This window comes from Sphingomonas sp. R647 (assembly GCF_020177055.1).
Classification (GTDB): domain Bacteria; phylum Pseudomonadota; class Alphaproteobacteria; order Sphingomonadales; family Sphingomonadaceae; genus Sphingomonas.
The window spans coordinates 412,380-433,309 of the sequence record NZ_JAIQXT010000005.1 but is presented as its reverse complement, the minus strand read 5'-3'; the positions used below and the strand labels follow the sequence as shown (position 1 = coordinate 433,309).

Below are 20,930 nucleotides of genomic sequence, written 5' to 3'. Positions count from 1 at the left end.
CGAGCAAGGGGTGGGCGGAGAATGTTGCAGTTCGCAATGCTGGCCGGGCTGATGATGCCGGCCGGTGACCAAGTTCAACCCATCGGCGAGCCTTCGGCTTGGATCAGCGCGGCGGACTATCCCGCGAAGATGATCGCCGCAGATGTAGACGGCACTGTATCGGTCAAGCTAACGGTGAATGCCGCTGGTGCTCCGACGGGTTGCACGGTTCGGACATCGTCAGGCTCCGAAGAGCTAGACGTTCTGACCTGTTCGCTACTGATGCAACGTGCGCGATTCAAACCTGCGACGGGAGCGGACGGACGTGCAACCGAAGCCTTTTTCTCCGCCCGAATCATCTGGCAAATCCCACGCGAGAAGCTGACTACGATGGGCGTACGCTTCACGTTTGATGTTGGGGCCGGGGGGCAGCTAGCCAATTGCAGATCAGAGAAATACGAGTTGCAGGCTGAGACGATCAACTGCGATCCGCAGATGGTCGAGGAAATGGCCAGGCATTTCCTGTCGAAGCCTTTGACTGCATATCAGACGGTCTCGGTAACGCTCGCGGTGGAAGCGGACTCATCCGACATTACAGTTTTGCGGCAGACTGGCGCGGAAGAACGAGCAATTCTTACTGAAGCGCTCGCGAAGATCTCACCCGCTGGAAAAGTCGAGCATTGTATTTCGCGAGTGAGCGTCGAATTCCAAGGTAGAACTTTGAATATGTGCGACGATGGTGGTCCCTTGGAGAGTGGCGCGACGCTCTTTGCGCCGGATGAGGGAGGCAGAATGCGACAAATGGTCGTTCGTTTAGAGATTGCTGGCGTGGTGCGTTAACGCACCCTACCCAAAGCCTCCACCGCGCGCGGGCGCAGGTGATCGGCGGCGGCGGCGTGGATGGCGGGGGTGGTGGCGAGCAGGCCGAAGCTTTCGCCGCGCGGGGTGTTGAAGCGGATTTTCTTGCCCAACGCGTCGGTCACCGTCGCGCCGGCCTCGCGCGCGATCAGCACGGCGGCGGCGATGTCCCAGTCGGCGCCCCAGCGGAAGGTGGCGAGCAGATCGGCGTCGCCCGCCGCGACCATCGCCATGCGCAGCGCGATCGAATTGGGCTTGTCGACCGTGACCAGATGGCGGTCGACCTTGGCCAGATCGTCGGCGGGGACGCGTGCGCCGGTCAGGTCGGTGCGGTCGGACACCGCGATTGGCGCGCCGCTCCGCATCGCGCCCTGGCCCTTTACCGCCAGCCAGTGTTCGCCGCGCACCGGGGCGTCGAGGACGCCGATCACCGGCTGGCCATCCTCGACCAGTGCGACCGACACCGCCCAGCCGGGGCGCTGGCGCAGATAGTCGCGGGTACCGTCGATCGGATCGACCACCCAGACGCGGCGGCAGGACAGGCGGGCGAGGTCGTCGGCGGTCTCTTCCGACAGCCAGCCGGCGTCGGGGAGCAGGGCGGAGAGGCGGTTGCGGAGGAGTTCGTCGACCGCGAGATCGACTTCGCACACGAAATTATTGGGCGATTTCTCCCATTTCTCGACATCGGTGCCATAGCGGCCGAGCGCCAGCCGACCCGCCTCGGCGGCGATGGCGCTGACGGCGGCGGCGAGATCGTCAGCCACTGGCCACCGTCATCCCGTCGATCCGCAGCGTGGGCACGTTGATGCCATAGCGGAAGTTCAGGTCGTTGGCGGGGACCAGTTCGCGGAACATCGATTGCAGCGTGCCCGCGACGGTGAACTCGCTGACCGGCGTGGTGATGACGCCGCCCTCGATCAGATAGCCCGCCGCGCCGCGGCTATAATCGCCGGTGACGAGGTTGATCCCCTGACCGATCAGATCGGTGACGTAGATGCCATAGTCGATGTCGGCGATCAGCGACGCGACCGGGGTCTTGCCATTGGCAAGGTAGAGGTTGCTTGGGCCGACGCTGGGGGCGCCGCCGACGCCGCGCACGGCATGGCCGGTGGGTTCGAGGCCGAGCTGGCGCGCGGCGGCGCTGTCGAGCAGCCAGGTTTCGAGCATGCCGTCGGCGACCAATGTCATCGGCGAAACCGGCAGCCCTTCGCCGTCGAAGGGACGCGAGCGCAGGCCGTGGGGGCGGTGCGGGTCGTCAATGATGTCGATGCCCGGCGCGAAAATGCGGGTGCCCATCGCTTCGAGCAGGAAGCTGGTCTTGCGGGTGATCGCGCTGCCCGAGATTGCGCCGCTCAAATGACCGAGCAGGCTGGATCCGACGCGCGGGTCGAGGACGATCGGCATCGCGCCGCCGCGGACGCGACCGGCACCGACGCGGGCAACGGCACGCTCGCCTGCGCGGCGGCCGATCTCTTCGGCGGAATCAAGCCGGGCGGTGTGGCGGGCGCTGTGATAGTCGTAATCGCGTTCCATCGCGCCGGCGTCGCCCGCGAGCACGCTGGCCGAAATGCTGTGGTTTGACGACGCATAGGCTCCGGCAAAGCCGTGGCTGGTGGCGAGCGCCCAGATGCTGCGGCTGGCGCTGGCACCCGCGCCTTCGCTGTTGGTCACGCCGGGGACGGCACGGGCGGCGCGTTCGGCGATGAGGGCGGTTTTCTTGAGCGCGGCGGGATCGCCCAGCGCGCCATCGTCGAGGTCGAGTTGTGGCACATCGCCGCGCATCAGCCGCTCGGCCGGGGCGAGGCCGGCCCATTCGTCCTCGGGGGCTTCGCGCGCCATTGCGACGGCGCGTTCGGCGAGAATGTCGAGTGCGGCGGGGGTCAGGTCGGTGGTGGAGATGCTCGCCGAACGCTGGCCGAAGAAGACGCGCAGGCCGAGTTCGAGATGCTCGGCGCGATCGACATCCTCGAGAGCGTCGAGCCGGACGGAGACCGACAGCGATTCGCCGGCGGAGAGCATCGCATCGGCGGCGTCGGCACCGGCGCGGGTGGCGCGGGCAATGGCGTCGTGGACGCGGTCGCGGGCTTGATCGGGGGTCAGCATCGACGCGATCTAGGAAGTGCAGGGGCGAAGGTCAAAAGGCAGTGGTCCCCACGACGAAACAGGCGGCGAACATCAGCAGCCCGGCATTGCGGTTCGAGCGGAAGCGATGGAGCGCGTTGGCGCCGTCGGCGGGGGCCAGCGTCACGACCTGCCAGACGAGGTGCAGCGCCATCGGGGCGAGCGCGGCGAGGACGAGCGGGTCGGGGCGGACCTGCCACAAAGCCGCGCCCCACAGACCGAGGGCGAGGGCGTAGAAGATGGCGACCCCGAACTTTACATTGCTGCCCAGACGGCGGGCGGAGGACCGGACGCCGACCAGCGCATCGTCCTCGACATCCTGCAGCGCGTAGATCGTGTCGTAGCCGATCACCCAGACGATGCACCCGGCATAGAGCAGCAAGCCGGGCAGGGGGAGTTCGCGCGCGACCGCCGCCCAGCCGACCAAGGCGGCCCATGAGAAGACGAGGCCGAGCCATGCCTGTGGCCACCAGGTAATCCGCTTCATGAAGGGATAGGCGGCGACCAGCGCGAGGCTGGCGACGGCGATCCCGGCGGCGAAGGGGTTGAGCTGGACCAGCACGACGAGGCCGATCAGGCACAGGAAGCCGAGCCACAGCCACGCGGCCTTCAGGCTCACCGCGCCGCTGGCCAGCGGGCGGCTGCGGGTGCGGGCGACCTGACGGTCGAGGTCGCGGTCGACAATGTCGTTATAGACGCACCCCGCGCCGCGCATTGCGATGCTACCGAGCAGGAACCAGAGGATCAGGTCCCACCGCTCGACCGCGCCACCGGAGAGGGCGATTGCCCAGGCGCCGGGCCAGAACAGCAGCCACCAGCCGATCGGCCGGTCGAACCGGGCGAGCAGGGCGTAGGGGCGCGCGGCGGCGGGCAGCAGCGCCATCAGGCCGCGATGTTCGGTATCGGGGACGATCTGTGCGGGGTCAGTCATGCGCGAAACTGACAACGAAACTGACAAAAAACATGGGTTGTCATGCGCGGTGTCAGGCAGGGGGCGGGGGCCGTTTCGGTCATGCCTCCTGCTGCCACATCGGGCCGCTTGTAGGACAGCGAAAAGACGCCGGGTGACGAACCATTTGGGTCGCGATAAGGCTCGGCCATGATCGCCACCCCCGCCTGGCCGCCGCAATCCACCCCGCGCCTGTTCGTCGAACCCGCGCTGACGCAGGGCGAGCATCGCCGCATCGATGGCCAGCAGGGCCATTATCTCGCCAGCGTGATGCGGTTGAAGGTCGGCGACCCGGTAAAGCTGTTCGACGACGCGACCGGCGAATGGCTGGGCGTCGCGAGCGAAGTGCGCAAGCGCGACGTGGTGCTGGAGATCCGCGAGAAGCTGCGCGAGCGCGAGGCCGTCCCCGATCTGTGGCTGTGCGCCGCGCCGATCAAAAAGGGGCGGATCGACTGGGTGGTCGAAAAGGCGTGCGAGCTGGGCGTCGCCCGCGTCGCGCCGGTGCTGACCCGGCGCGCGGTGGTAGACAAGCTGAACCTCGACCGGCTGCGCGCGCATATGGTCGAGGCGGCGGAGCAATGCGGCCGCACTGCGCTGCCCGAACTGGTCGAGCCGGTGAAGCTGGCGGCGATGCTGCGTGACTGGCCGGCGGGGCGGACGCTGTTCTTCGCCGACGAGACCGGCGGCACGCCCGCGCTGGAGGCGATGAAGGCGCATCCCGGCCCGGCGGCGATCCTGGTGGGGCCGGAGGGTGGCTTCGACGCCGAGGAACGCGACGCGATCCGGGCGACGCCGGGGGCGGTCGGAATTTCACTCGGCCCGCGGATTCTGCGCGCGGAGACCGCGGCGGCGGCGGCGGTGAGCCTGTGGATGGGCGCGGTGGGGGATTGGTGAGCGTTTAAGCAAGTGCCAGGGTGGACCGCGCACGGTAACGCACAGTCGGATTAGGGCAGTCTGTCGCCAAAAACCGTCTGTCGGCTGACGACCCCGTTGGGGACATCGCTGACGGCAGGGACTCGAACCCGCAACCTCCGGTTGTGACCGTTGCTCCAGCCGATTGAGCTACGTCAGCAGTGTCAGTGTAGCGAACAGCGGCCTGAGGTAAACGACCCAGTTGCCGCCCTTTGCGAAGAGCGCATAAAGAAGGGCAATGAACGCCCTCAAATATGTCCTGCTTTGGCGAAAGCTGCGAATAATTCTGACCAACGCGCTTGAACGGGAGCGCGGTAGACTCGGGTCCGAGCAAGTGGAGATTGTGACCGATTTCCTCAGCAATAACGAGTTCGGCTTGGCGCACGATCACTTGCTCGATGCTCTGTCTGATTTGGAGCTTACGCCGCTGGAAGAGACGCAAGGACTTCTCAGGAAGGCGGCATCCCTTATGTGGCCATCGGAATAGCTGCCGGACCGCTTTCCACCCAGTTTCCGCCGTTGCGGCGCTGTTACCGCCATCCCGATAGCGGACGGGCCGCAAACGACGCCATTGCGGATGTCCGCTAAAGCCCTCGTAGAACTCCGTCGAACTTGCCACACTCGCACTGGTGCCATGTCGTTGTGCCCTCTTGCCGGAAGGCGATTAGAGAGCGGCATCGGTCACAAGTTACTGAGGCTACTCGGTCATTTGCCGCCCATGTATCGAGAGCGAGTAGAAAGCGCTCTAAATCGGAATTGGGGTTAGGATAACCAGCCATAACGTAGAATATCTACCTGCCAGCACCGCAGCAAGGACCGCTTCCCACCCATTTGTGGACCTTTGGCGCCACCGCCCCTTATCCTGATAGCTGCCGTTCGTGAGCGGCCGCTAAGAGGGGCGGGGCCAGGTTAATGGCGTCATGGAAGAAGCGCGGGACAGCAGGCAGTTCAACCGCCGCATCTCCCATCCCGATTTGGGTGTTTCATCCCCCCTTTCGCAGATCGTTTCGCGCGCCTAAATGCGCGCGATGAGCACAAAGACGGTTTCAAACAGCAACGCGCCTGTCATCGAGAGCCGTCAGGCGCTCCTCGATTATTTCGCCGGGGGCGAGAAGCCGGCGGAGCGCTGGCGCATCGGCACCGAGCATGAGAAGTTCGTCTATGCCACCAAGGACAATCACGCGCCGAGCTATGACGAGCCCGGCGGGATCCGCGACCTGCTCGCCGAACTGACGCAATTTGGCTGGTCGCCGGTCGAAGAGGGCGGCAACGTGATCGCGCTGGCCGGGCCGGACGGCAATGTCAGCCTGGAGCCGGCGGGGCAGCTGGAGCTTTCGGGCGCACCGCTCGACAATCTGCATCAGACGTGCGCCGAGACGGGCCGCCATCTGGAGCAGGTCAAGGCGGTGGGCGAGAAGCTGGGCATCGGCTTCCTTGGCCTTGGCATGTGGCCGGACAAGACGCGCGCCGAGCTGCCGATCATGCCCAAGGGGCGGTACGGCATCATGCTGAACCATATGCCGCGTGTCGGCACCCTCGGCCTCGACATGATGCTGCGCACCTGCACGATTCAGGTGAACCTCGATTATTCGAGCGAGGCGGACATGGCGCAGAAGTTCCGCGTCGGGCTTGCGCTGCAGCCGCTGGCGACCGCGCTGTTCGCCAATTCGCCGTTCACCGAAGGCAAGCCGAATGGCATGCTGTCCTATCGCTCGCATATCTGGTCGGACACCGATCCGCACCGCACCGGCATGCTGCCGTTCGTGTTCGAGGATGGGTTCGGGTACGAGCGCTATGCCGACTATGCGCTCGATGTGCCGATGTACTTTGTCTATCGCGAGGGGCGTTACATTGACGCGGCTGGCTTAAGCTTCCGCGACTTCCTCAAGGGCGAGCTGTCGGTCCTGCCGGGCGAGAAGCCGACGATCGACGACTGGGCCGATCATCTGTCGACCGCCTTCCCCGAAGTGCGGCTGAAGACCTTCCTCGAGATGCGCGGCGCCGATGGTGGGCCGTGGGGTCGGATCTGTGCGCTGCCGGCGTTCTGGGTCGGGCTGCTCTATAACCAGGGCGCGCTCGATGCGGCATGGGATCTGGTCAAGGACTGGGACATGGCCGGGCGGCAGGAGCTGCGCGACAGCGTCCCCCGGCTTGGCCTCGACGCGCCGCTGCCGGGTGGCGGGACGTTGCGCGATATTGCGGGGCAGGTGATCGACATCGCCGGGGCTGGGCTGACCGCGCGTGCGCGGCTCAATTCGGCGGGGGACAGCGAGAATGGCTTCCTCGACCCGCTGCGTGAGATCGTGCGGAGCGGCAAGGTGCCGGCGGAGCTGCTGCTCGACCGCTACCATGGCGAGTGGCAGGGCGATGTTTCGCAGATTTACGCAGAGACGAAGTTCTAGCGTTTCTGTTGCGCCGCCGTGTCCCAGGCGGCGCGGACCTGAAGCGCGAAGATGCCGCCGAAATCGCGCAGTTCCTTCTGCGCCCGGCTGCCGAAATCGCGATAGGCGGCGGAGCGGTCGAGGCCTGCGCGGGTGACGATGCGCAACTGGGCGAGCGCTCCGGCGGCGTCGCCCTGCGCGTAGAGCAGGATCCCGGCATAGGCGAGTTCGGCCTGAACCCGCTCCATATGCGTCGCCGGGCGGGTCTCGCGCACGATATCGACCGCCGCGCGCATCAGCCCGAGCCAGTCGCCCTTGCCCAGACGCATCATCACCACCGACTCGTACATCATCGCGCGGCCGGTCAGCGGGTGGCGCTTGCCGAACGCTTGAATCAGCGACTTGCGCGCGGTGGCGAAGGTGGCTTCGGCAGCGGGAAGATCGCCGAGCGAGAGCAATGTGTAGCCCCAGTCGAGATAGGCGGTGGCGGTTTCCGGGTGCGTCAGCTGAAGATGCCGTTCCAACACCGGAATCGCCTCGCGCCATAGCTGGGCGGACTCACCGGGTCGGCGATACTGGTCGAGCAGGCGCGCATAGGCGACCTTTGCGCGCGCGGTCTGCACATGCTGCGCGCCGAATTGCTCTTGGCGCAGCGTGATCGCGGCGCTGGCGAGCGTTAGCCCTTCGCTGGGCGCGACGAGCGGGGCGAGGTCGATATAGGCGCGGGCGATGCGATCGGGATCGGCCTTGGTCTTGAGCAAGTCGGCCACCACTGCGCGGTGCAGCTGTTCGGCGGCTTCGCTGCGGTCGAGGACGGCGAGGAACCGGGCCTTGCGCGCGCGGGCGTCGAGCAGCACTTCGGGTGGCTGCGTCGCCAGCCCCGCGAGTGCGCGATCGTAGAGCGGTTCGGCCTCCGCCGTCTGGCCCATTCCGGTGAGCACGTCGGCGAGCGACAGCACGATCCGCGCCGTCGCCGGATCATTCGCACCGAACGCGGCGGTCACATCGATCAGCGCCTGTCGCGCCACGGGCAGTGCCTCGGCGATGCCGGGTGAATCGATGTAGGAATCGATCTGCTTGGCCGCGGCGCGGAACTGCGCGCGGGCATGGGCGGGAGTCGTGCCGCTATTGCGCCGGATCGACACGGCGGTGAGGAAGCGGCTGGCCGATGCGCGGTAAAATGCGGTGCCGCCGCGCACGCCGGCATCGCCCTCAATCTCGTTGACATCGGCCATTTCGAGCCAGAGCGGCGCGATTTCCTTGCCGGCGCGGTCGATCACGGCCTGCTCGGCGGGCGTGATCGTGCCGGCGTCCACCTTGTCGTGAAGCGGTCGAAGCCGCGTTGAGACGGCATTGAACACCCAATTAAGGTCCAGCCGCGCGCGATCGGCGATCTTTGCGGCGCGATCGGGGTCGGTCGGGATCAGCGCGCGGGCGAGCGCGAGTTGCAGGTCGAGGCAGCGGTCGCCGTTGGGCGTCGCCGCCTTGCAGCGATCATGCGCCGCCTCAAGCTGGGCGAGCGTCGCGCGGGCGGGCACGGGCGCGCGCTCGGCGGCGAAGGTTGGCGTAGCCAGCAGCAGCAGGGGGAGAAGCGCATGCATGCTGCCAGACTATCACCGCGCCGCGCATGCGCCAGAGACAAAGCCTGTCAGCCGATGCGTAGCCCCATCGCCTGTTGCACGTCGCGCAGCAGCGGTGCGGCGAGGGTGGCGGCGCGTTCTGCCCCCTTGCGCAGTTCGGCATCGACCGCGCCCTTGTCGGCGATCAGGCGGACCATCTCGTCGCGGATCGGGCCGAGTTTCGCGACGGCGAGGTCGGCGAGGGCGGGCTTGAAGCTGCCGAACCCTTGCCCGGCATATTCGGCGACGACATCGTCAGGCGTGCGGTCGGCGAGCGCGGCGAAGATGGTGACGAGGTTCTTCGCTTCCGGCCTGTCCTTGAGCGATTCCAGGGTCTCGCCCATCGGTTCGGGGTCGGTCTTGGCCTTGCGGAATTTTTGGGCGATCGCGTCGTCGTCATCGACCAGATTGATCCGCGCCGCTTCGGACGGGTTCGACTTGGACATTTTCTGCGTCGCATCGCGCAGCGACATGATGCGCGGCGCGGCCTTGCTGATCAGCGGTTCGGGCTCGAGCAGCAGGTCGGTCTTGTAGTCGAGGTTGAACTTGGCGGCGATGTCGCGCGCCAGCTCGAGATGCTGCTTCTGATCCTCGCCGACGGGCACATGCGTCGCGCGATAGAGCAGGACGTCGGCGGCCATCAGCACGGGGTAATCGTACAGGCCGACGCTCGCGCCCTCACGGTTCTTGCCCGCCTTGTCCTTGAACTGGGTCATGCGGTTGAGCCAGCCGACGCGGGCGACATTGTTGAGCAACCAGGCGAGCTCGCTGTGCGCGGGGACGCGGGCCTGGTTGAACAGGATCGAGCGCGATGGATCGATGCCGCTGGCGATCATCGCGGCGGTCACTTCAAACGTGCTGTCGGTGATTGCGGCGGGCTCGCTCCATTCGGTCAGCGCGTGGAGGTCGGCAATGAAGTACATCGACTCGCCGCCCGCCGCCTCGACCTCCGCCTGCATGCCCACCCATTGCTTGATCGCGCCGAGATAGTTGCCGAGGTGGAGATTGCCGGTGGGTTTGATGCCGGAAACGACGCGCATGTTCAGGTGTCCAAGGTTCAGGTGGCTTTACGGCGGACCAGCGACTTGATGTCGCTCGGCCGGAACGCGCCGGTTGCGAAACAGGCGGCGGCGTAGACGATGCAGCCTGCGCCGACCAGCACCATCATTGCGCCGGTGCGGATCGTCCAGGTGCCGCTGGTATAGGGTGTGAACAGGTCGTTGAGGAAGAACATCACCGCGCCCATCGCCACTGCCGCACCGACCAGTCGCCACACGCGGCGGCGCAATTGCGGGTCGGCGTCGAAATGGCCGCGCTTGACGAGCGTGCGGTAGAGCAACGCGACATTGACCCAGGCGGCAATCGCGGTGGCGAGCGGCGGGCCCATATGTTTGAGCGGGACGATCAGGGCGAGGTTGAGCACCAGATTGATGCCGATCGAAATCATCGCATAGCGCACCGGCGTCTTGGTATCCGACCGCGCATAGAAGCCCGGGGTGAGCACCTTGACCAGAATGTACGCGGGCAGGCCGACCGAGAAGGCGGCGAGCGCTTGGGCCGTCGCGCGGCTGTCCTCGGGCGTGAAGGCGCCATGCTGGAACAGCGCCGCGACGATCGGCACCCCGCACACGACCAGCGCGACGGTGGCGGGGAGGGTGAGGAACAGCGCCAGCTCCATCCCGCGATTCTGCGTGTGCATCGCCGCGCCGTCATTCCCCGCACCCAGCTGACGCGCGATGGTCGGGAGCAGCACGGTGCCAAGCCCGATGCCGATCAGCCCGAGCGGGAGCTGGTTCAGCCGGTCGGCATAATAGATGTACGACACCGACCCCTCGACCAGCAGGCTGGCGGCGAGTGCGGTCGAGATGACGAGGTTGATCTGATACGCGCCCGCACCCGCCGCCGCCGGGCCGATCAGCTTGAGCAGCTTCTTTACGTCCGGGGTCAGGCGCGGGAGGCGCAGCTTCAGCTTCACGCCAGCAGCGCGACAGGCGAGGATCAACCATAACAGCTGGAGCACGCCCGAGACGGTGACGGCAATCGCCTGATTGCGCGCGGTCAGCAGCGTCTCGTCGGCATGGAAGAACAGCAACGCGACGATCAGCGTCGCGTTGAGCAGGATCGGCGCGGCGGCATTGACCCAGAATTTGTTGAGCGAATTGAGGATGCCGCCGAGCAGCGAGACGAGGCTGATCAGCAGCAGATAGGGGAAGGTGATCCGCGACAGTTCGACCGCATAGGCGAATTCGCCGGCACTTGCGTCGTTGAACCCGCCCGACAGCGCCCACACCACCGGAAAGGCGGCGATCTCCATCACCGCGGTGATCAGGATCAGGAGCGGCAAGAGGACCGACAGCGCCTCTTCAGCAAAGGACAGCGCCGGTTTGGTGTCGCCGCCGGCTTCGCCGACCTTCTTGCTGAACATCGGGACGAACGCGGCGCTGAATGCCCCTTCGGCGAACAGCGCGCGGAAGAGGTTGGGCAGGCGAAAAGCGATCAGGAAGGCGTCGGACGCGAAGCTCGCGCCGACATAGCGGGCGAACAGCGAATCGCGGACCAGCCCCAGCACCCGGCTGACGAGCGTCAACCCGCCGATCGACCCGAGTGCCTTGACGAGATTCATGGATTCCCCGCCCTTATCTCAATCCTCCCCCGCCAGGGGGAGGTGGCGCCGTAGGCGACGGAGGGGGAGGACGGGAACGTCCTCTCGACCGTCGTGCTTCCGCCCCCTCCGTCAGCGCTGCGCGCTGCCACCTCCCCCTGGCAGGGGAGGATTGAAGGGGGCGAACACTTTTACGCCTGGCCGGCCTCGCCGCCCAGCAGGTTCTGTGCATCCTGCTGCGCGCGCTGCTGTTCGTACAGGCCGTTGAAGTCGATCGGCTCGAGCATCAGCGGCGGGAAGCCGCCGTCGCGGACGGCATCGGCCAGCACACGGCGCGCGAACGGGAAGAGCAGGCGCGGCGCTTCGCCGAGCAGGAAGGGCTGGAGGTGCTCGTCCGGCACGTTGCGGATCGCGAACAGGCCCGCATAGGAGAGGTCGATGATGAACGCGACTTGCTCTTCCATCGTGGCGCGCACGTCGATCTTCAGCGTCACTTCATGGACGTCCTGTGCCACTTCGGCCGCGCCGATGTTGAACTGGACGTCGAATGCGGGCTGGCCCTGCACCTGATAGATGGCGGGCGAGTTCGGATTCTCAAACGAGAAGTCCTTGGTATATTGCGAAATCACGCCGACCGACGGGGCGGTATCGGCGCCGTTCGCCTGGGGTGCTGCGGTGTCGGGCGTATCCATGGTCGTGAAACTTCCTTTGCGTGTTCGGGATATTGTCGCGGCGACCCGCGTTGCGATGACGGTCGCGACTAGCAGGGGCGCTTGCCCGTTTCAACGGGCGTCCGAAGCGGCGTAATCGCGGATTTGAAACCCGGCGTGTTCCCGCCTATGTTGCGGGAGAGAAAGAAGGTGCCAACGTGTATCTAGTGATCCTGTTTGCGGCGATTGCCGCGTTCCTTGCGCTCCGCCTCTATTCGGTGCTGGGCAAGCGCACCGGGCATGAGCAGCCCCTGCCGAAACCGGCGGAGGAGCGCGTCGGCGCGCCGCAGATGCCGCGTACCATCGATATGCCGGCCGAAGTCCGTGACGCGGGTCCCCGCCCGCTGGAGAGCGGTGCCGAATCCGGTCTGCGCGCGCTGGTCGCCGCTGACCCGTCGTTCGATGTCGGCCAGTTCGTTGAGGGCGCGAAGTCGGCCTATCGCATGATTCTGGAAGCGTTCTGGAAGGGCGACCGCGAGACGCTGGAGTGGCTGGTCGAAGCCGAGGTCCGCGATAGCTTCATCGCCGCGATCGATGCGCGTGATGCTGCCGGCGAGACGCTCGACAACCGCCTGATCGGGATCGAGCGCGCGGTGATTTCGGACATCGCGCTGGATGGCCGGGCCGCACGCATCACCGTGCGCTTCGACGCCGACATCGCCGCGATCACCCGCGACAAGGACGGCACCGTGATCGCCGGATCGATGAGCGATGCGGTGCAGACGCATGATTCCTGGACGTTCAGCCGCACGCTCGGCAGCGGCGATCCGAACTGGAAGCTCAGCGACACCGACGAAGTTTGATCGGTCATAAGGGGGACATGATGCGCGCTTGGGGAGTAGCGGCTTGCGCCGCGCTGTTGGGCGCGTGTTCGTCCGGAGTGGTTCCGGCGGGTCGACCCGCCACTGGTGGAGCGGCGCCCGTGCGGCCTGCACCGTCGAGCGGCGGTGTTCCGGTGCGCCAGCCGGTTGCCGCCACCCCGCTGACCCCGGCACCTGCCGCGCCGGTCCCGACGGGTGTCACCACCGCCGCCGCCGCCGGATTGCTCGCAGGGCCGGCTGTCGAGGATCTGCCGATCACGATGGCCGCCGCGGCCCGGGCATTGGGCGCGTTCAAGCTCAGCTGTGCGACACTGGTCCGCCGTACCGATGCGAGCGGTCTTTCGCGCGGCGCGGACTGGCAACCGGCCTGCGATGCCGCGCGTACGACGCAGGATCGCGACGCCGCGACCTTCTTCGCGCGCTATTTCGAAACGGTGCAGGTCGCCGACGGCAAGGCATTCGCGACCGGCTATTATGAGCCCGAGATCGCCGGATCGCGCACGCGTCGCCCCGGTTATGAAGTGCCGGTCTATGCCCGCCCGACCGATCTGATCGATGTCGATCTGGGCGGCTTCACCGACACGCTGGCGGGCAAGTCGATCCGCGGTCGCGTCGATGGCACCAAGCTGGTTCCCTATCACGACCGCACCGCGATCGAGCAGGGTGCGCTCGCCGGGCGCGGGCTGGAAATCGCCTGGGCCGCCGATCCGGTCGAGCTGTTCTTCCTGCAGATCCAGGGCTCGGGCCGCCTGCGCCTGCCTGATGGCGGGGTGATGCGCATCGGCTATGCCAGCCAGAACGGGCGCGACTATACCGGCATCGGCAAGCTGATGCTCGACCGCGGTTTGGTCCAGCGCGGGCAGGCGTCGATGCAGGGCATTATGGCCTATCTGCGCGCCAACCCCGCACAGGGCACGGCGATCATGCGCGAGAACAAAAGCTATGTGTTCTTCCGAGAGTTGACCGGGGCGGGTCCGCTGGGCGCGCTCGGGATTCCGGTGACGGCGCTGGCGACGGTCGCGACCGATCCGAAATTCGTGCCGCTGGGCGCGCCGGTGTTCCTGTCGATGGATCGGCAGGACGCCAATGGCCTGTGGATCGCGCAGGATACTGGTGGCGCGATCAAGGGGTCCAACCGCTTCGATACCTTCTGGGGCGCGGGCGACGATGCGCGCGCGATTGCCGGCGGCATGGCCGCGCGCGGGACCGCGTGGCTGCTGCTGCCCAAGGGAACGCTACAGCGGCTCGGCGCCGCGCGCGACTGATCCATGGCCCGCCCGCCGCGCGCGCTTTCGCCCGAGGAACGGGCGCTGTGGCAGCGCGTGATTTCCAGCGTGACGCCGATTGCACGGGCCAAGCCGGTTCCGGCGCCACCGCTCGTGCCCTTTGCCGCACCGGTGGCGACCCCTTCGCCCGAGCCAGAACCGGCCAGACGGGTGAAGGGGCGGGTTCCGCCGCCGCGCCAGCCCGCACCGCCACCACCTAAGCCGCCGCGCGATACGCTGGATGGTGGGTGGGATCGTCGCCTGTCGCGGGGCCTGGTCGCGCCGGAAAGTTCGATCGATCTGCACGGCCATACGCTCGCCAGCGCGCATGCGATGCTCGATCGCGGGCTCGACCAGGCGGTGGCGCGGGGGGACCGGGTGCTGCTGCTGATCACCGGCAAGCCGCCGCGCCCCGAGTCCGAGCGGCCGCATGCGCGTGGCGCGATCCGCGCGGCGGTGGGCGACTGGCTCGCGGCGTCACGCCATGCCGATGCCATAGCGGCGGTGCGCGGGGCGCATCCCCGGCATGGGGGGCAGGGCGCGCTCTATATCGTGCTGCGCCGATCCCGGTCGCCGGCGCGAAATTTTTAACTCTTTCGCGGCATACCTTCGTTCCAGGAAGCCGGATGGTCCGGCTGGCGTGGGGGATCGCGCAATCGCAATGGACGGATTTTCGCTCAAAAGCCGCGCGATTGCGTTCGCGTTGTGCGCGGGGGCGTTCGTCTTCATCCTTGCGCTCGCCGCGACCACGCGCGGGCCGTTCGATGTCGCGAGCGCGAGCCGCGCGCTGATCGCCGCGATCATTTGTGCCGCGATGTGCTGGGCCTATGCCGAGCGTACCATCGCCTCGACCGCCGAGGCGATCGACGCCGCGATCGAGCGCCTGACCCAAGCTGCCAATGGCGATCTGCAGAGCGAAATCCCGCGTGAGGTCGAGCAGTTCGTTCCACCGCTCGCCCATGCGATGGACGGCCTGTTCCGCCAGCTCCACACCAATCTCGAGAGCGTTCAGCGGCTGGCGCTGTTCGATCCGGTCACCGGCCTGCCCAACCGCACCCATTTCCGCCGCAGTTGCGAGCGGATGCTGGCCGAGCTGCCGCCGGACGCGATGGCGGCGCTGTTCTTCATCGATCTCGACCGGTTCAAGGCGGTCAACGATACGCTGGGCCATGCCGTCGGCGATCAACTGCTCAGCATGGTCGCCAACCGGCTGCGCGCCGTCGCCGACCGCTTCGCGATTGAGGGCGATGCGCGCCAGCCGCTGATCGGGCGCCTGTCGGGTGACGAATTCACGATCTATTTCCCCGAGCTGGGCCATGTCCGCGACGCCGACCGCGTCGGGCGTGGCATCCTGTTCGCGCTGTCCGAGCCGTTCGATCTGGCCGATCAGGAAGTGTCGATCGGCGCATCGGTCGGCATCGCGATCCGGCCCGAGCATGGCTCGTCGCTGACCGACCTGATGCGCGCTGCCGATGCGGCGATGTACCACGCCAAGGCGAGGGGCCGGGGCCGCGCCGAACATTTCACCGACCAGCTCGCCAACGAGATCGCCGAACGCGCACTGCTCGAAAGCGATTTGCGCATGGCGGTCGAGCGCAACCAGTTCACTTTGGTCTATCAGCCGCAGATCAGCGCGGGCGACGGCCGCATCGTCGCCGCCGAAGCGCTGCTGCGCTGGCAGCATCCGACGCGCGGGCTATGCCTGCCCGGCAGCTTCATCGGACGGGCCGAAGAGACCGGCCTGATCGTCGAGATCGGCGACTGGGTGGTCGAACATGTCGCCGCGACGATCGCGCGCTGGGGCGAGATGGGGATCGAGCAGCGGATGGCGGTGAATATCAGCCCGCGCCAGCTCGACCATGCCGCCTTCTTCCGCCGTCTGCGCGAAGCGATGCAGACCGCCGGTGCGCCAGCGCGGTTGCTGGAGCTGGAGATTACCGAGACGCTGGCGATGCACTGCTCGCGCGAGGTGATTGATGCGATCGCCGCGCTGCGTAGCGACGGCGCGACGGTGGCGGTCGATGATTTCGGCACCGGCTATTCCAACCTTGCGCGCCTGCGTGACCTGCCGCTCGACCGGGTGAAGCTCGACCGCAGCCTGGTCGAGAATGTCGCGACCAATGCCGAGGCGCGGACCATCGCGCATGCGGTGATCGGTCTGATCCACGGCATCGGTTGCGAAGTGGTGGCCGAAGGGATCGAGACCGAGGCGCAGCTGGAAGTGCTGCGCGTGATCGGCTGCGACATCCTCCAGGGCTATGTCATCGCCAAGCCGATGCCGGAGGCCGCGTTCCTCGAATGGGCGAGCGCCGCGCCGCGATTGGCGCTGCGGGCGTAAGCCCTACCCGAACACCCGGCCCAGCACGCCCGCGTAAATCCGCGTCAGCGCGTGCAGATCGTCCAGCGCGACGGCCTCGTCCAGCTTGTGCATCGTCGCGTTGAGCAGGCCGAATTCGACCACCGGGCAGATGCGCGACAGGAAGCGCGCGTCGGACGTGCCGCCGCTGGTGGACAGTTCCGCCTCGACCTCGTTCTCTGAGCGGATCGCATCGGCGACGAGCGTGGACAGGGCGCCCGGCTCCGTCAGGAACGCCTCGCCATAGACGCGGCCGCGCACGATTCCGGCGGGGGCGTGCGTGTGGACGATGTCCTGCACCCGCGCGATCAGGTCGGTCCCGCGATGCTGGTCGTTGAAGCGGATCGAGATGCGCGCCTTGGCCCGGCCGGGGATGACGTTGGTCGCGGGATTGCCGACCTCAAGGTCGATCACCTCGATATTCGACGGCTGGAACCAGTCCGTGCCTTGGTCGAGCACGATTGCGTCGATCTCCGCCAGCGCGCGGACGAGGCGCGGCACGGGATTGTCGGCAAGGTGCGGGTAGGCGACATGGCCCTGCCGCCCCGGCACCTCGATATCGATGACGGTCGATCCGCGCCGCCCGATCTTGATCGTGTCGCCCAACCGATGCGCCGAGGTCGGCTCACCCACCAGGCACAGGTCCGGGGTCAGCCCGCGTGCCGCCATTCGTTCCATGATCGCGAGCGTGCCATAGGTCGCCGGCCCTTCCTCGTCCCCTGTGATGATCAGGCTGACGGTGCCGGAAGCGGGCAGGGGGGCGAGTGCCGCCACGAACGCCGCGATCGCGCCCTTCATGTCCACTGCGCCCCGGCCATAAAGCAGGTCGCCGCGGATCTCCGGCTCGAACGCGCCGCTGGCCCAGCCCTCGCCCGGCGGGACCACGTCGAGATGCCCGGCAAAGGCGAAATGCGGCCCCAGCCCTGCGCTACGCACCGCGAGCAGGTTTTCGACCGGGCCGTCGGGTGCCTCACCCGCCACGAACCGCTCGACGTCGAAGCCGAGCGGGATCAGCGCCGCCTCCAGCACATCGAACACCGTGCCCCGCGCCGGGGTGATGCTGGGCGCGGCGATCAGCGCCTTGGTCAGGTCGACGACATCGGGCATATTCGCTCCTTCACTGGGAGGCTCCTTTGCCCAAGCTCGACCTCGACACAATCCCGCAGACCAACGCGACCGGCTATCCCGCCGAATATGCCGATGTGGTGCAGGGCCGCTGGTACCGCCGCCTTGCCCCCGCATCGGGCCTCACCGATTTCGGTGCGAGCCATGTCACGCTCAAGCCCGGCGCTTGGTCGGCGCACCGCCACTGGCATGAAGGTGAGGATGAACTGGTGGTGATGATCGCGGGCGAAGCGGTGCTGGTCGATGATGCGGGCGAGCATGTCCTGCGCGCCGGCGACGTCGCTGCCTTTCCCAAGGGCGACGGCAATGGCCATGTCCTTCAGAACCGCAGCGACGCCGACTGCGTGTTCGTCGCGATCGGCTGCGCTGCCGCGAGCGACTGCCATTATCCCGACATCGACATGCATCTCGCGAACGGCGGCGGGTTCAGGCGGAAGGATGGCAGCGGGTTTTAGACGACTCTAGCCCCTCCCCTTTAGGGGTGGGGCTTAGAAGATCAAACCGCTTCCTGCTCGAACTGCTCGATCACCCATTCCTCTTCCTGCGCGCCCGCGATCCAGTCCTGCATGAAGGGATGCTGGAGCACCGCGTTCATATAGGCTGGCGCAAAGCGGGCGACGGGAAGGGAGTAGGTGACGAAGCGGGTGACGACCGGCGCGAACATCACGTCCACCGCGCCGAACTGGCCGAACAGGAATTCGCCGTCGCTGCCGTAGCGCGCGCGGGCCTGGGCCCATAGCTCCATGATCCGCTGGATGTCGTGCATCACGTCTTCGTCGGGGGTCCTGGGCGGGTAGACCTGACGGATGTTCATGCTGTGCTTGCGGCGCAGCGCGGCATAGCCCGAGTGCATTTCCGCCGCCATCGACCGCGCCATCGCGCGCGCAGCGGGGTCGGTCGGCCAGAATTTGTCGCCGCCCGATTTCTCGTTGAGATATTCGACGATGGCGAGGCTGTCCCACACCACCGCGTCGCCGTCCCACAGGATCGGCACCTTGCCCGACGACGGCGCGAATTCGTCGCCCTCGCGGCGCTGGTCCCAGTCCTGATCGTAGAGCGGGACCACCACTTCCTCGAACGGAAGCCCGGAGAGCTTGCACGCGAGCCAGCCGCGCAGCGACCAGGAGGAATAGGCCTTGTTGCCGATAAAGAGCTTGAGCATCGCGCGGGGATAGCGGCGGGGCGGGGATGGGGCAACCGCGCCGAATCGCTTGCGTGCCGCGCGCTGCCCGGACATTTTGCGTGGAAACGGAGTAGGGGGAATAATGTCGCGTCTTTTCATGGCGGTGCTGGCGCTTGTTGCAGCTCCAGTGGCGGTGGCCCAGGTGTCCGCACCCGCATCGACAACCGCGCGCCCGCCGCTCCCGCTCGAGGTATTTGCGGAACTCCCGCAGATCGAACGTCCGCGCATTTCGCCGAACGGCAAGCGGATCGTTGCGCGGCTGGCACGCGATGGACAGATGTTCCTCGCCGTGATCGCGGTCGATGGCGGGGTTGCGCCGACCTATATCCATCCCGGCAAGGTCGATCTCAACTGGTGGCGCTGGGTCAATGACGACTGGATCGTGGTCGGGGTCGGACGCGAGCAGAATGTCGAGGGCACCAACTTCTACGTAAGGCGCGCGATCGGAATCCAGACATCGACCGGCCAGATGGTGCCCATCGCGGACAAGGATGCGGCGCAACGCGGCGACGACATCGTGTGGGCGGCCCGCGACGGCTCGGCGCGCGTGATGCTCGCTTACCAGACATCAATCTATATCGACCGCCCCGGCTTCTGGTCCAAGGTTGAGGAAGTCGATCTGGCCACCGGCAAACGCCGTCTGGTCCAGGGGCCGCGCGAAGGTGTGCTCGACTGGTATGCCGACCGCGACGGGGTCATTCGTATGGGCATCGGATCGAGCCTCGACGGGCGGTCGAGCCGCCTGCTCTATCGCGAGAGTGCCGATGCGCCCGTCCGCACCGTCGATCGGGCGAAGCGGGGCAAGGACCGGCTGACCGTCCCGTCGCTGTTCCTGCGCGACAAGAACAAGGCGCTGGTGATCGAGGATGACGAGCAGGGCTATTCCGCGCTCTATGAATACGACCTCGCGACGCTTCAGCGAGGAAAACAGCTGTTCGCGACACCCGGCTATGACGTTGGCGGGGTCATCGCGAATATAAACGGCGACGGCTTCGCCGGCGTTTATGTCGAAGAAAATCGCCCGATGATCCGCTGGATCGACCCGGAGATGGCGGCGATGCACACCGCGATCGCTGGGCAGGTCAAGGGCGGGCAGGTGGAGATCAGCTCGTTGAGCCGCGATGGGCAGGCAGCAGTCGTCAATGTCGGCGGAGCGGACTCGCCCGGCGCGTGGCTGGTTTTTCGCAACGACACCCGCGTGCTGAGCCCACTTGCCTTCGACAACCGCACGATCGGGCTCAAGCGGATGCACCCGGTAAGGACGATTCGCTACAAGGCGCGGGACGGGCTGGAGATCGCCGCCGTGTTGACGCTGCCGCGCGGCAAGACGGGCAAGCTGCCGCTGATCGTAATGCCGCATGGCGGCCCCAGTGTGCGCGACAGCGAAGTGTGGGACTGGTGGGCGCAGTTTCTCGCCGATCGCGGCTATGCGGTGGTCCAGCCCAATTATCGCGGCTCGACGGGCTACGGCACCAAGTTCCAGGACAAGGGCGAGGGACAATGGGGCCTGGCGATGCAGGACGATCTGGACGACGCGATCAAGGCGCTGGCGGATCAGGGCATCGCCGATCCCAAGCGGGTGTGCATGGTCGGCGCATCCTATGGCGGCTATGCGGCGCTCCGCGCGGCGCAGCGTGACGGCGACAAATATCGCTGCGCGGTGTCTTATGCCGGGGTCTCGGATCTCAACCGGATGCTGCGGCATCAGCGCGGTTTCCTCTTTGCCGAAGCGCGGGGCGACTGGCTGCGCGCGCAGGCTCCCGATCTGAAGGATGTGTCGCCGGTCAACTTCCCCGCTGCGTTCAGCATCCCGGTGCTGCTCATGCATGGTGAGGAGGATCGCGTCGTGCCGATCATCCAGTCGCGGGTGATGGCGCAAAAGCTCAAAAGCGCGGGTAAGGACGTGACCTATATCGTCCAGCCCCTGGCCGACCATCACTTCACCCGGCAGGAAGACCGCGTCGAATTCCTCAAGGCGCTGGAGGCGTTTCTGGCGAAGCACAACCCGGCGTGACGGCGGTCAATCGGCGGCGGTAGCGCACACAAAAA

The 20,930-nt window shown here is 66.8% G+C and carries 19 protein-coding genes and 1 tRNA gene; 10 read left to right on the top strand and 10 right to left on the bottom strand.

Features of this window, described 5'->3' with window-relative positions; translation table 11 throughout:
• The first annotated feature begins 21 nt into the window (after nucleotides 1-21).
• A complete protein-coding gene (locus K9B35_RS15115) occupies nucleotides 22-819 on the top strand; it encodes an energy transducer TonB (protein ID WP_224922812.1) in 798 nt (265 codons plus the stop codon).
• On the opposite strand, the gene K9B35_RS15110 is transcribed toward K9B35_RS15115, so the two are convergent.
• Genes K9B35_RS15110 through ubiA form a run of 3 tightly spaced genes read right to left on the bottom strand, consistent with a single transcriptional unit; the run spans nucleotide 816 to nucleotide 3,889 of the window.
• Nucleotides 816-1,601 carry an inositol monophosphatase family protein gene (locus K9B35_RS15110; RefSeq protein ID WP_224922811.1) on the bottom strand — a complete coding sequence of 262 codons (786 nt, stop codon included), beginning with the start codon at nucleotides 1,599-1,601 and terminating at the stop codon, nucleotides 816-818. The two genes, K9B35_RS15115 and K9B35_RS15110, sit on opposite strands and share 4 nt — an antisense overlap.
• The gene (locus K9B35_RS15105) at nucleotides 1,594-2,940 is read right to left on the bottom strand and encodes a TldD/PmbA family protein (RefSeq protein ID WP_224922810.1); all 1,347 of its coding nucleotides are present in this window, start codon (nucleotides 2,938-2,940) and stop codon (nucleotides 1,594-1,596) included. Before K9B35_RS15105 ends, K9B35_RS15110 begins: the two co-directional genes overlap by 8 nt.
• Nucleotides 2,941-2,971: 31 nt before the next feature.
• Entirely contained in the window at nucleotides 2,972-3,889 is a 918-nt protein-coding gene (gene ubiA, locus K9B35_RS15100; protein WP_224922809.1) for a 4-hydroxybenzoate octaprenyltransferase, read from the bottom strand.
• A 168-nt stretch (nucleotides 3,890-4,057) separates the two neighbouring features.
• Here ubiA and K9B35_RS15095 point away from each other — a divergent pair, with 168 nt between their 5' ends.
• Complete coding sequence (locus tag K9B35_RS15095) at nucleotides 4,058-4,801, top strand: 16S rRNA (uracil(1498)-N(3))-methyltransferase (protein ID WP_224922808.1); 744 nt, start codon at nucleotides 4,058-4,060, stop codon at nucleotides 4,799-4,801.
• Nucleotides 4,802-4,907: 106 nt separating this feature from the next.
• On the opposite strand, the gene K9B35_RS15090 is transcribed toward K9B35_RS15095, so the two are convergent.
• Nucleotides 4,908-4,979 (bottom strand) — tRNA-OTHER (locus K9B35_RS15090).
• A 78-nt stretch (nucleotides 4,980-5,057) separates the two neighbouring features.
• Between K9B35_RS15090 and K9B35_RS15085 the strand changes: the two genes are divergently transcribed.
• Nucleotides 5,058-5,306: a hypothetical protein gene (locus K9B35_RS15085; RefSeq protein WP_224922807.1), complete on the top strand. Its 249-nt coding sequence runs from the start codon at nucleotides 5,058-5,060 to the stop codon at nucleotides 5,304-5,306.
• A gap of 541 nt (nucleotides 5,307-5,847) precedes the next feature.
• On the top strand, nucleotides 5,848-7,221 hold the full coding sequence (locus K9B35_RS15080) for a glutamate--cysteine ligase (protein WP_224922806.1): 1,374 nt from the start codon (nucleotides 5,848-5,850) through the stop codon (nucleotides 7,219-7,221).
• Here K9B35_RS15080 and K9B35_RS15075 read toward each other — a convergent pair.
• The 4 genes from K9B35_RS15075 to secB form a co-directional block, all read right to left on the bottom strand.
• The gene (locus K9B35_RS15075; RefSeq protein WP_224922805.1) at nucleotides 7,218-8,801 is read right to left on the bottom strand and encodes a tetratricopeptide repeat protein; all 1,584 of its coding nucleotides are present in this window, start codon (nucleotides 8,799-8,801) and stop codon (nucleotides 7,218-7,220) included. The genes K9B35_RS15080 and K9B35_RS15075 overlap by 4 nt on opposite strands.
• A gap of 47 nt (nucleotides 8,802-8,848) precedes the next feature.
• On the bottom strand, nucleotides 8,849-9,859 hold the full coding sequence (gene trpS, locus K9B35_RS15070) for a tryptophan--tRNA ligase (RefSeq protein ID WP_224922804.1): 1,011 nt from the start codon (nucleotides 9,857-9,859) through the stop codon (nucleotides 8,849-8,851).
• Between the two features lie 17 nt (nucleotides 9,860-9,876).
• Complete coding sequence (murJ, locus tag K9B35_RS15065; protein ID WP_224922803.1) at nucleotides 9,877-11,442, bottom strand: murein biosynthesis integral membrane protein MurJ; 1,566 nt, start codon at nucleotides 11,440-11,442, stop codon at nucleotides 9,877-9,879.
• Nucleotides 11,443-11,612: 170 nt separating this feature from the next.
• Complete coding sequence (gene secB, locus K9B35_RS15060; protein ID WP_224922802.1) at nucleotides 11,613-12,113, bottom strand: protein-export chaperone SecB; 501 nt, start codon at nucleotides 12,111-12,113, stop codon at nucleotides 11,613-11,615.
• A gap of 176 nt (nucleotides 12,114-12,289) precedes the next feature.
• Here secB and K9B35_RS15055 point away from each other — a divergent pair, with 176 nt between their 5' ends.
• The 4 genes from K9B35_RS15055 (at nucleotide 12,290) to K9B35_RS15040 (ending at nucleotide 16,555) form a co-directional block, all read left to right on the top strand.
• Nucleotides 12,290-12,934 (top strand): Tim44/TimA family putative adaptor protein, encoded by a 645-nt coding sequence (locus K9B35_RS15055; RefSeq protein ID WP_224922801.1) that lies wholly within the window; start codon nucleotides 12,290-12,292, stop codon nucleotides 12,932-12,934.
• Nucleotides 12,935-12,951: 17 nt separating this feature from the next.
• Nucleotides 12,952-14,217 (top strand): murein transglycosylase A, encoded by a 1,266-nt coding sequence (locus K9B35_RS15050; protein WP_224922800.1) that lies wholly within the window; start codon nucleotides 12,952-12,954, stop codon nucleotides 14,215-14,217.
• Nucleotides 14,218-14,220: 3 nt separating this feature from the next.
• A complete protein-coding gene (locus K9B35_RS15045) occupies nucleotides 14,221-14,808 on the top strand; it encodes a Smr/MutS family protein (protein WP_224922799.1) in 588 nt (195 codons plus the stop codon).
• Between the two features lie 70 nt (nucleotides 14,809-14,878).
• Nucleotides 14,879-16,555 (top strand): putative bifunctional diguanylate cyclase/phosphodiesterase, encoded by a 1,677-nt coding sequence (locus tag K9B35_RS15040; RefSeq protein WP_224922798.1) that lies wholly within the window; start codon nucleotides 14,879-14,881, stop codon nucleotides 16,553-16,555.
• Between the two features lie 3 nt (nucleotides 16,556-16,558).
• On the opposite strand, the gene dapE is transcribed toward K9B35_RS15040, so the two are convergent.
• The gene (gene dapE, locus K9B35_RS15035; RefSeq protein ID WP_224922797.1) at nucleotides 16,559-17,680 is read right to left on the bottom strand and encodes a succinyl-diaminopimelate desuccinylase; all 1,122 of its coding nucleotides are present in this window, start codon (nucleotides 17,678-17,680) and stop codon (nucleotides 16,559-16,561) included.
• A gap of 26 nt (nucleotides 17,681-17,706) precedes the next feature.
• On the opposite strand from dapE, the gene K9B35_RS15030 reads away from it, so the two are divergent.
• A complete protein-coding gene (locus K9B35_RS15030) occupies nucleotides 17,707-18,153 on the top strand; it encodes a cupin domain-containing protein (protein ID WP_224922796.1) in 447 nt (148 codons plus the stop codon).
• Nucleotides 18,154-18,194: 41 nt separating this feature from the next.
• Here K9B35_RS15030 and K9B35_RS15025 read toward each other — a convergent pair whose 3' ends face one another.
• A complete protein-coding gene (locus K9B35_RS15025) occupies nucleotides 18,195-18,860 on the bottom strand; it encodes a glutathione S-transferase family protein (protein ID WP_224922795.1) in 666 nt (221 codons plus the stop codon).
• Nucleotides 18,861-18,963: 103 nt separating this feature from the next.
• On the opposite strand from K9B35_RS15025, the gene K9B35_RS15020 reads away from it, so the two are divergent.
• Complete coding sequence (locus K9B35_RS15020) at nucleotides 18,964-20,895, top strand: alpha/beta hydrolase family protein (protein ID WP_224922794.1); 1,932 nt, start codon at nucleotides 18,964-18,966, stop codon at nucleotides 20,893-20,895.
• Nucleotides 20,896-20,930: the final 35 nt, after the last annotated feature.

Coding starts and splice junctions, on each gene's coding strand:
- K9B35_RS15115 (WP_224922812.1), top strand. CDS start 22: ATGTTGCAGTTCGCAATGCTGGCCGGGCTGATGATGCCGGCCGGTGAC.
- K9B35_RS15105 (WP_224922810.1), bottom strand. CDS start 2,940: ATGCTGACCCCCGATCAAGCCCGCGACCGCGTCCACGACGCCATTGCC.
- ubiA (WP_224922809.1), bottom strand. CDS start 3,889: ATGACTGACCCCGCACAGATCGTCCCCGATACCGAACATCGCGGCCTG.
- K9B35_RS15095 (WP_224922808.1), top strand. CDS start 4,058: ATGATCGCCACCCCCGCCTGGCCGCCGCAATCCACCCCGCGCCTGTTC.
- K9B35_RS15085 (WP_224922807.1), top strand. CDS start 5,058: ATGAACGCCCTCAAATATGTCCTGCTTTGGCGAAAGCTGCGAATAATT.
- K9B35_RS15080 (WP_224922806.1), top strand. CDS start 5,848: ATGAGCACAAAGACGGTTTCAAACAGCAACGCGCCTGTCATCGAGAGC.
- K9B35_RS15075 (WP_224922805.1), bottom strand. CDS start 8,801: ATGCATGCGCTTCTCCCCCTGCTGCTGCTGGCTACGCCAACCTTCGCC.
- trpS (WP_224922804.1), bottom strand. CDS start 9,859: ATGCGCGTCGTTTCCGGCATCAAACCCACCGGCAATCTCCACCTCGGC.
- murJ (WP_224922803.1), bottom strand. CDS start 11,442: ATGAATCTCGTCAAGGCACTCGGGTCGATCGGCGGGTTGACGCTCGTC.
- secB (WP_224922802.1), bottom strand. CDS start 12,113: ATGGATACGCCCGACACCGCAGCACCCCAGGCGAACGGCGCCGATACC.
- K9B35_RS15050 (WP_224922800.1), top strand. CDS start 12,952: ATGATGCGCGCTTGGGGAGTAGCGGCTTGCGCCGCGCTGTTGGGCGCG.
- K9B35_RS15045 (WP_224922799.1), top strand. CDS start 14,221: ATGGCCCGCCCGCCGCGCGCGCTTTCGCCCGAGGAACGGGCGCTGTGG.
- K9B35_RS15040 (WP_224922798.1), top strand. CDS start 14,879: ATGGACGGATTTTCGCTCAAAAGCCGCGCGATTGCGTTCGCGTTGTGC.
- dapE (WP_224922797.1), bottom strand. CDS start 17,680: ATGCCCGATGTCGTCGACCTGACCAAGGCGCTGATCGCCGCGCCCAGC.
- K9B35_RS15025 (WP_224922795.1), bottom strand. CDS start 18,860: ATGCTCAAGCTCTTTATCGGCAACAAGGCCTATTCCTCCTGGTCGCTG.
- K9B35_RS15020 (WP_224922794.1), top strand. CDS start 18,964: ATGTCGCGTCTTTTCATGGCGGTGCTGGCGCTTGTTGCAGCTCCAGTG.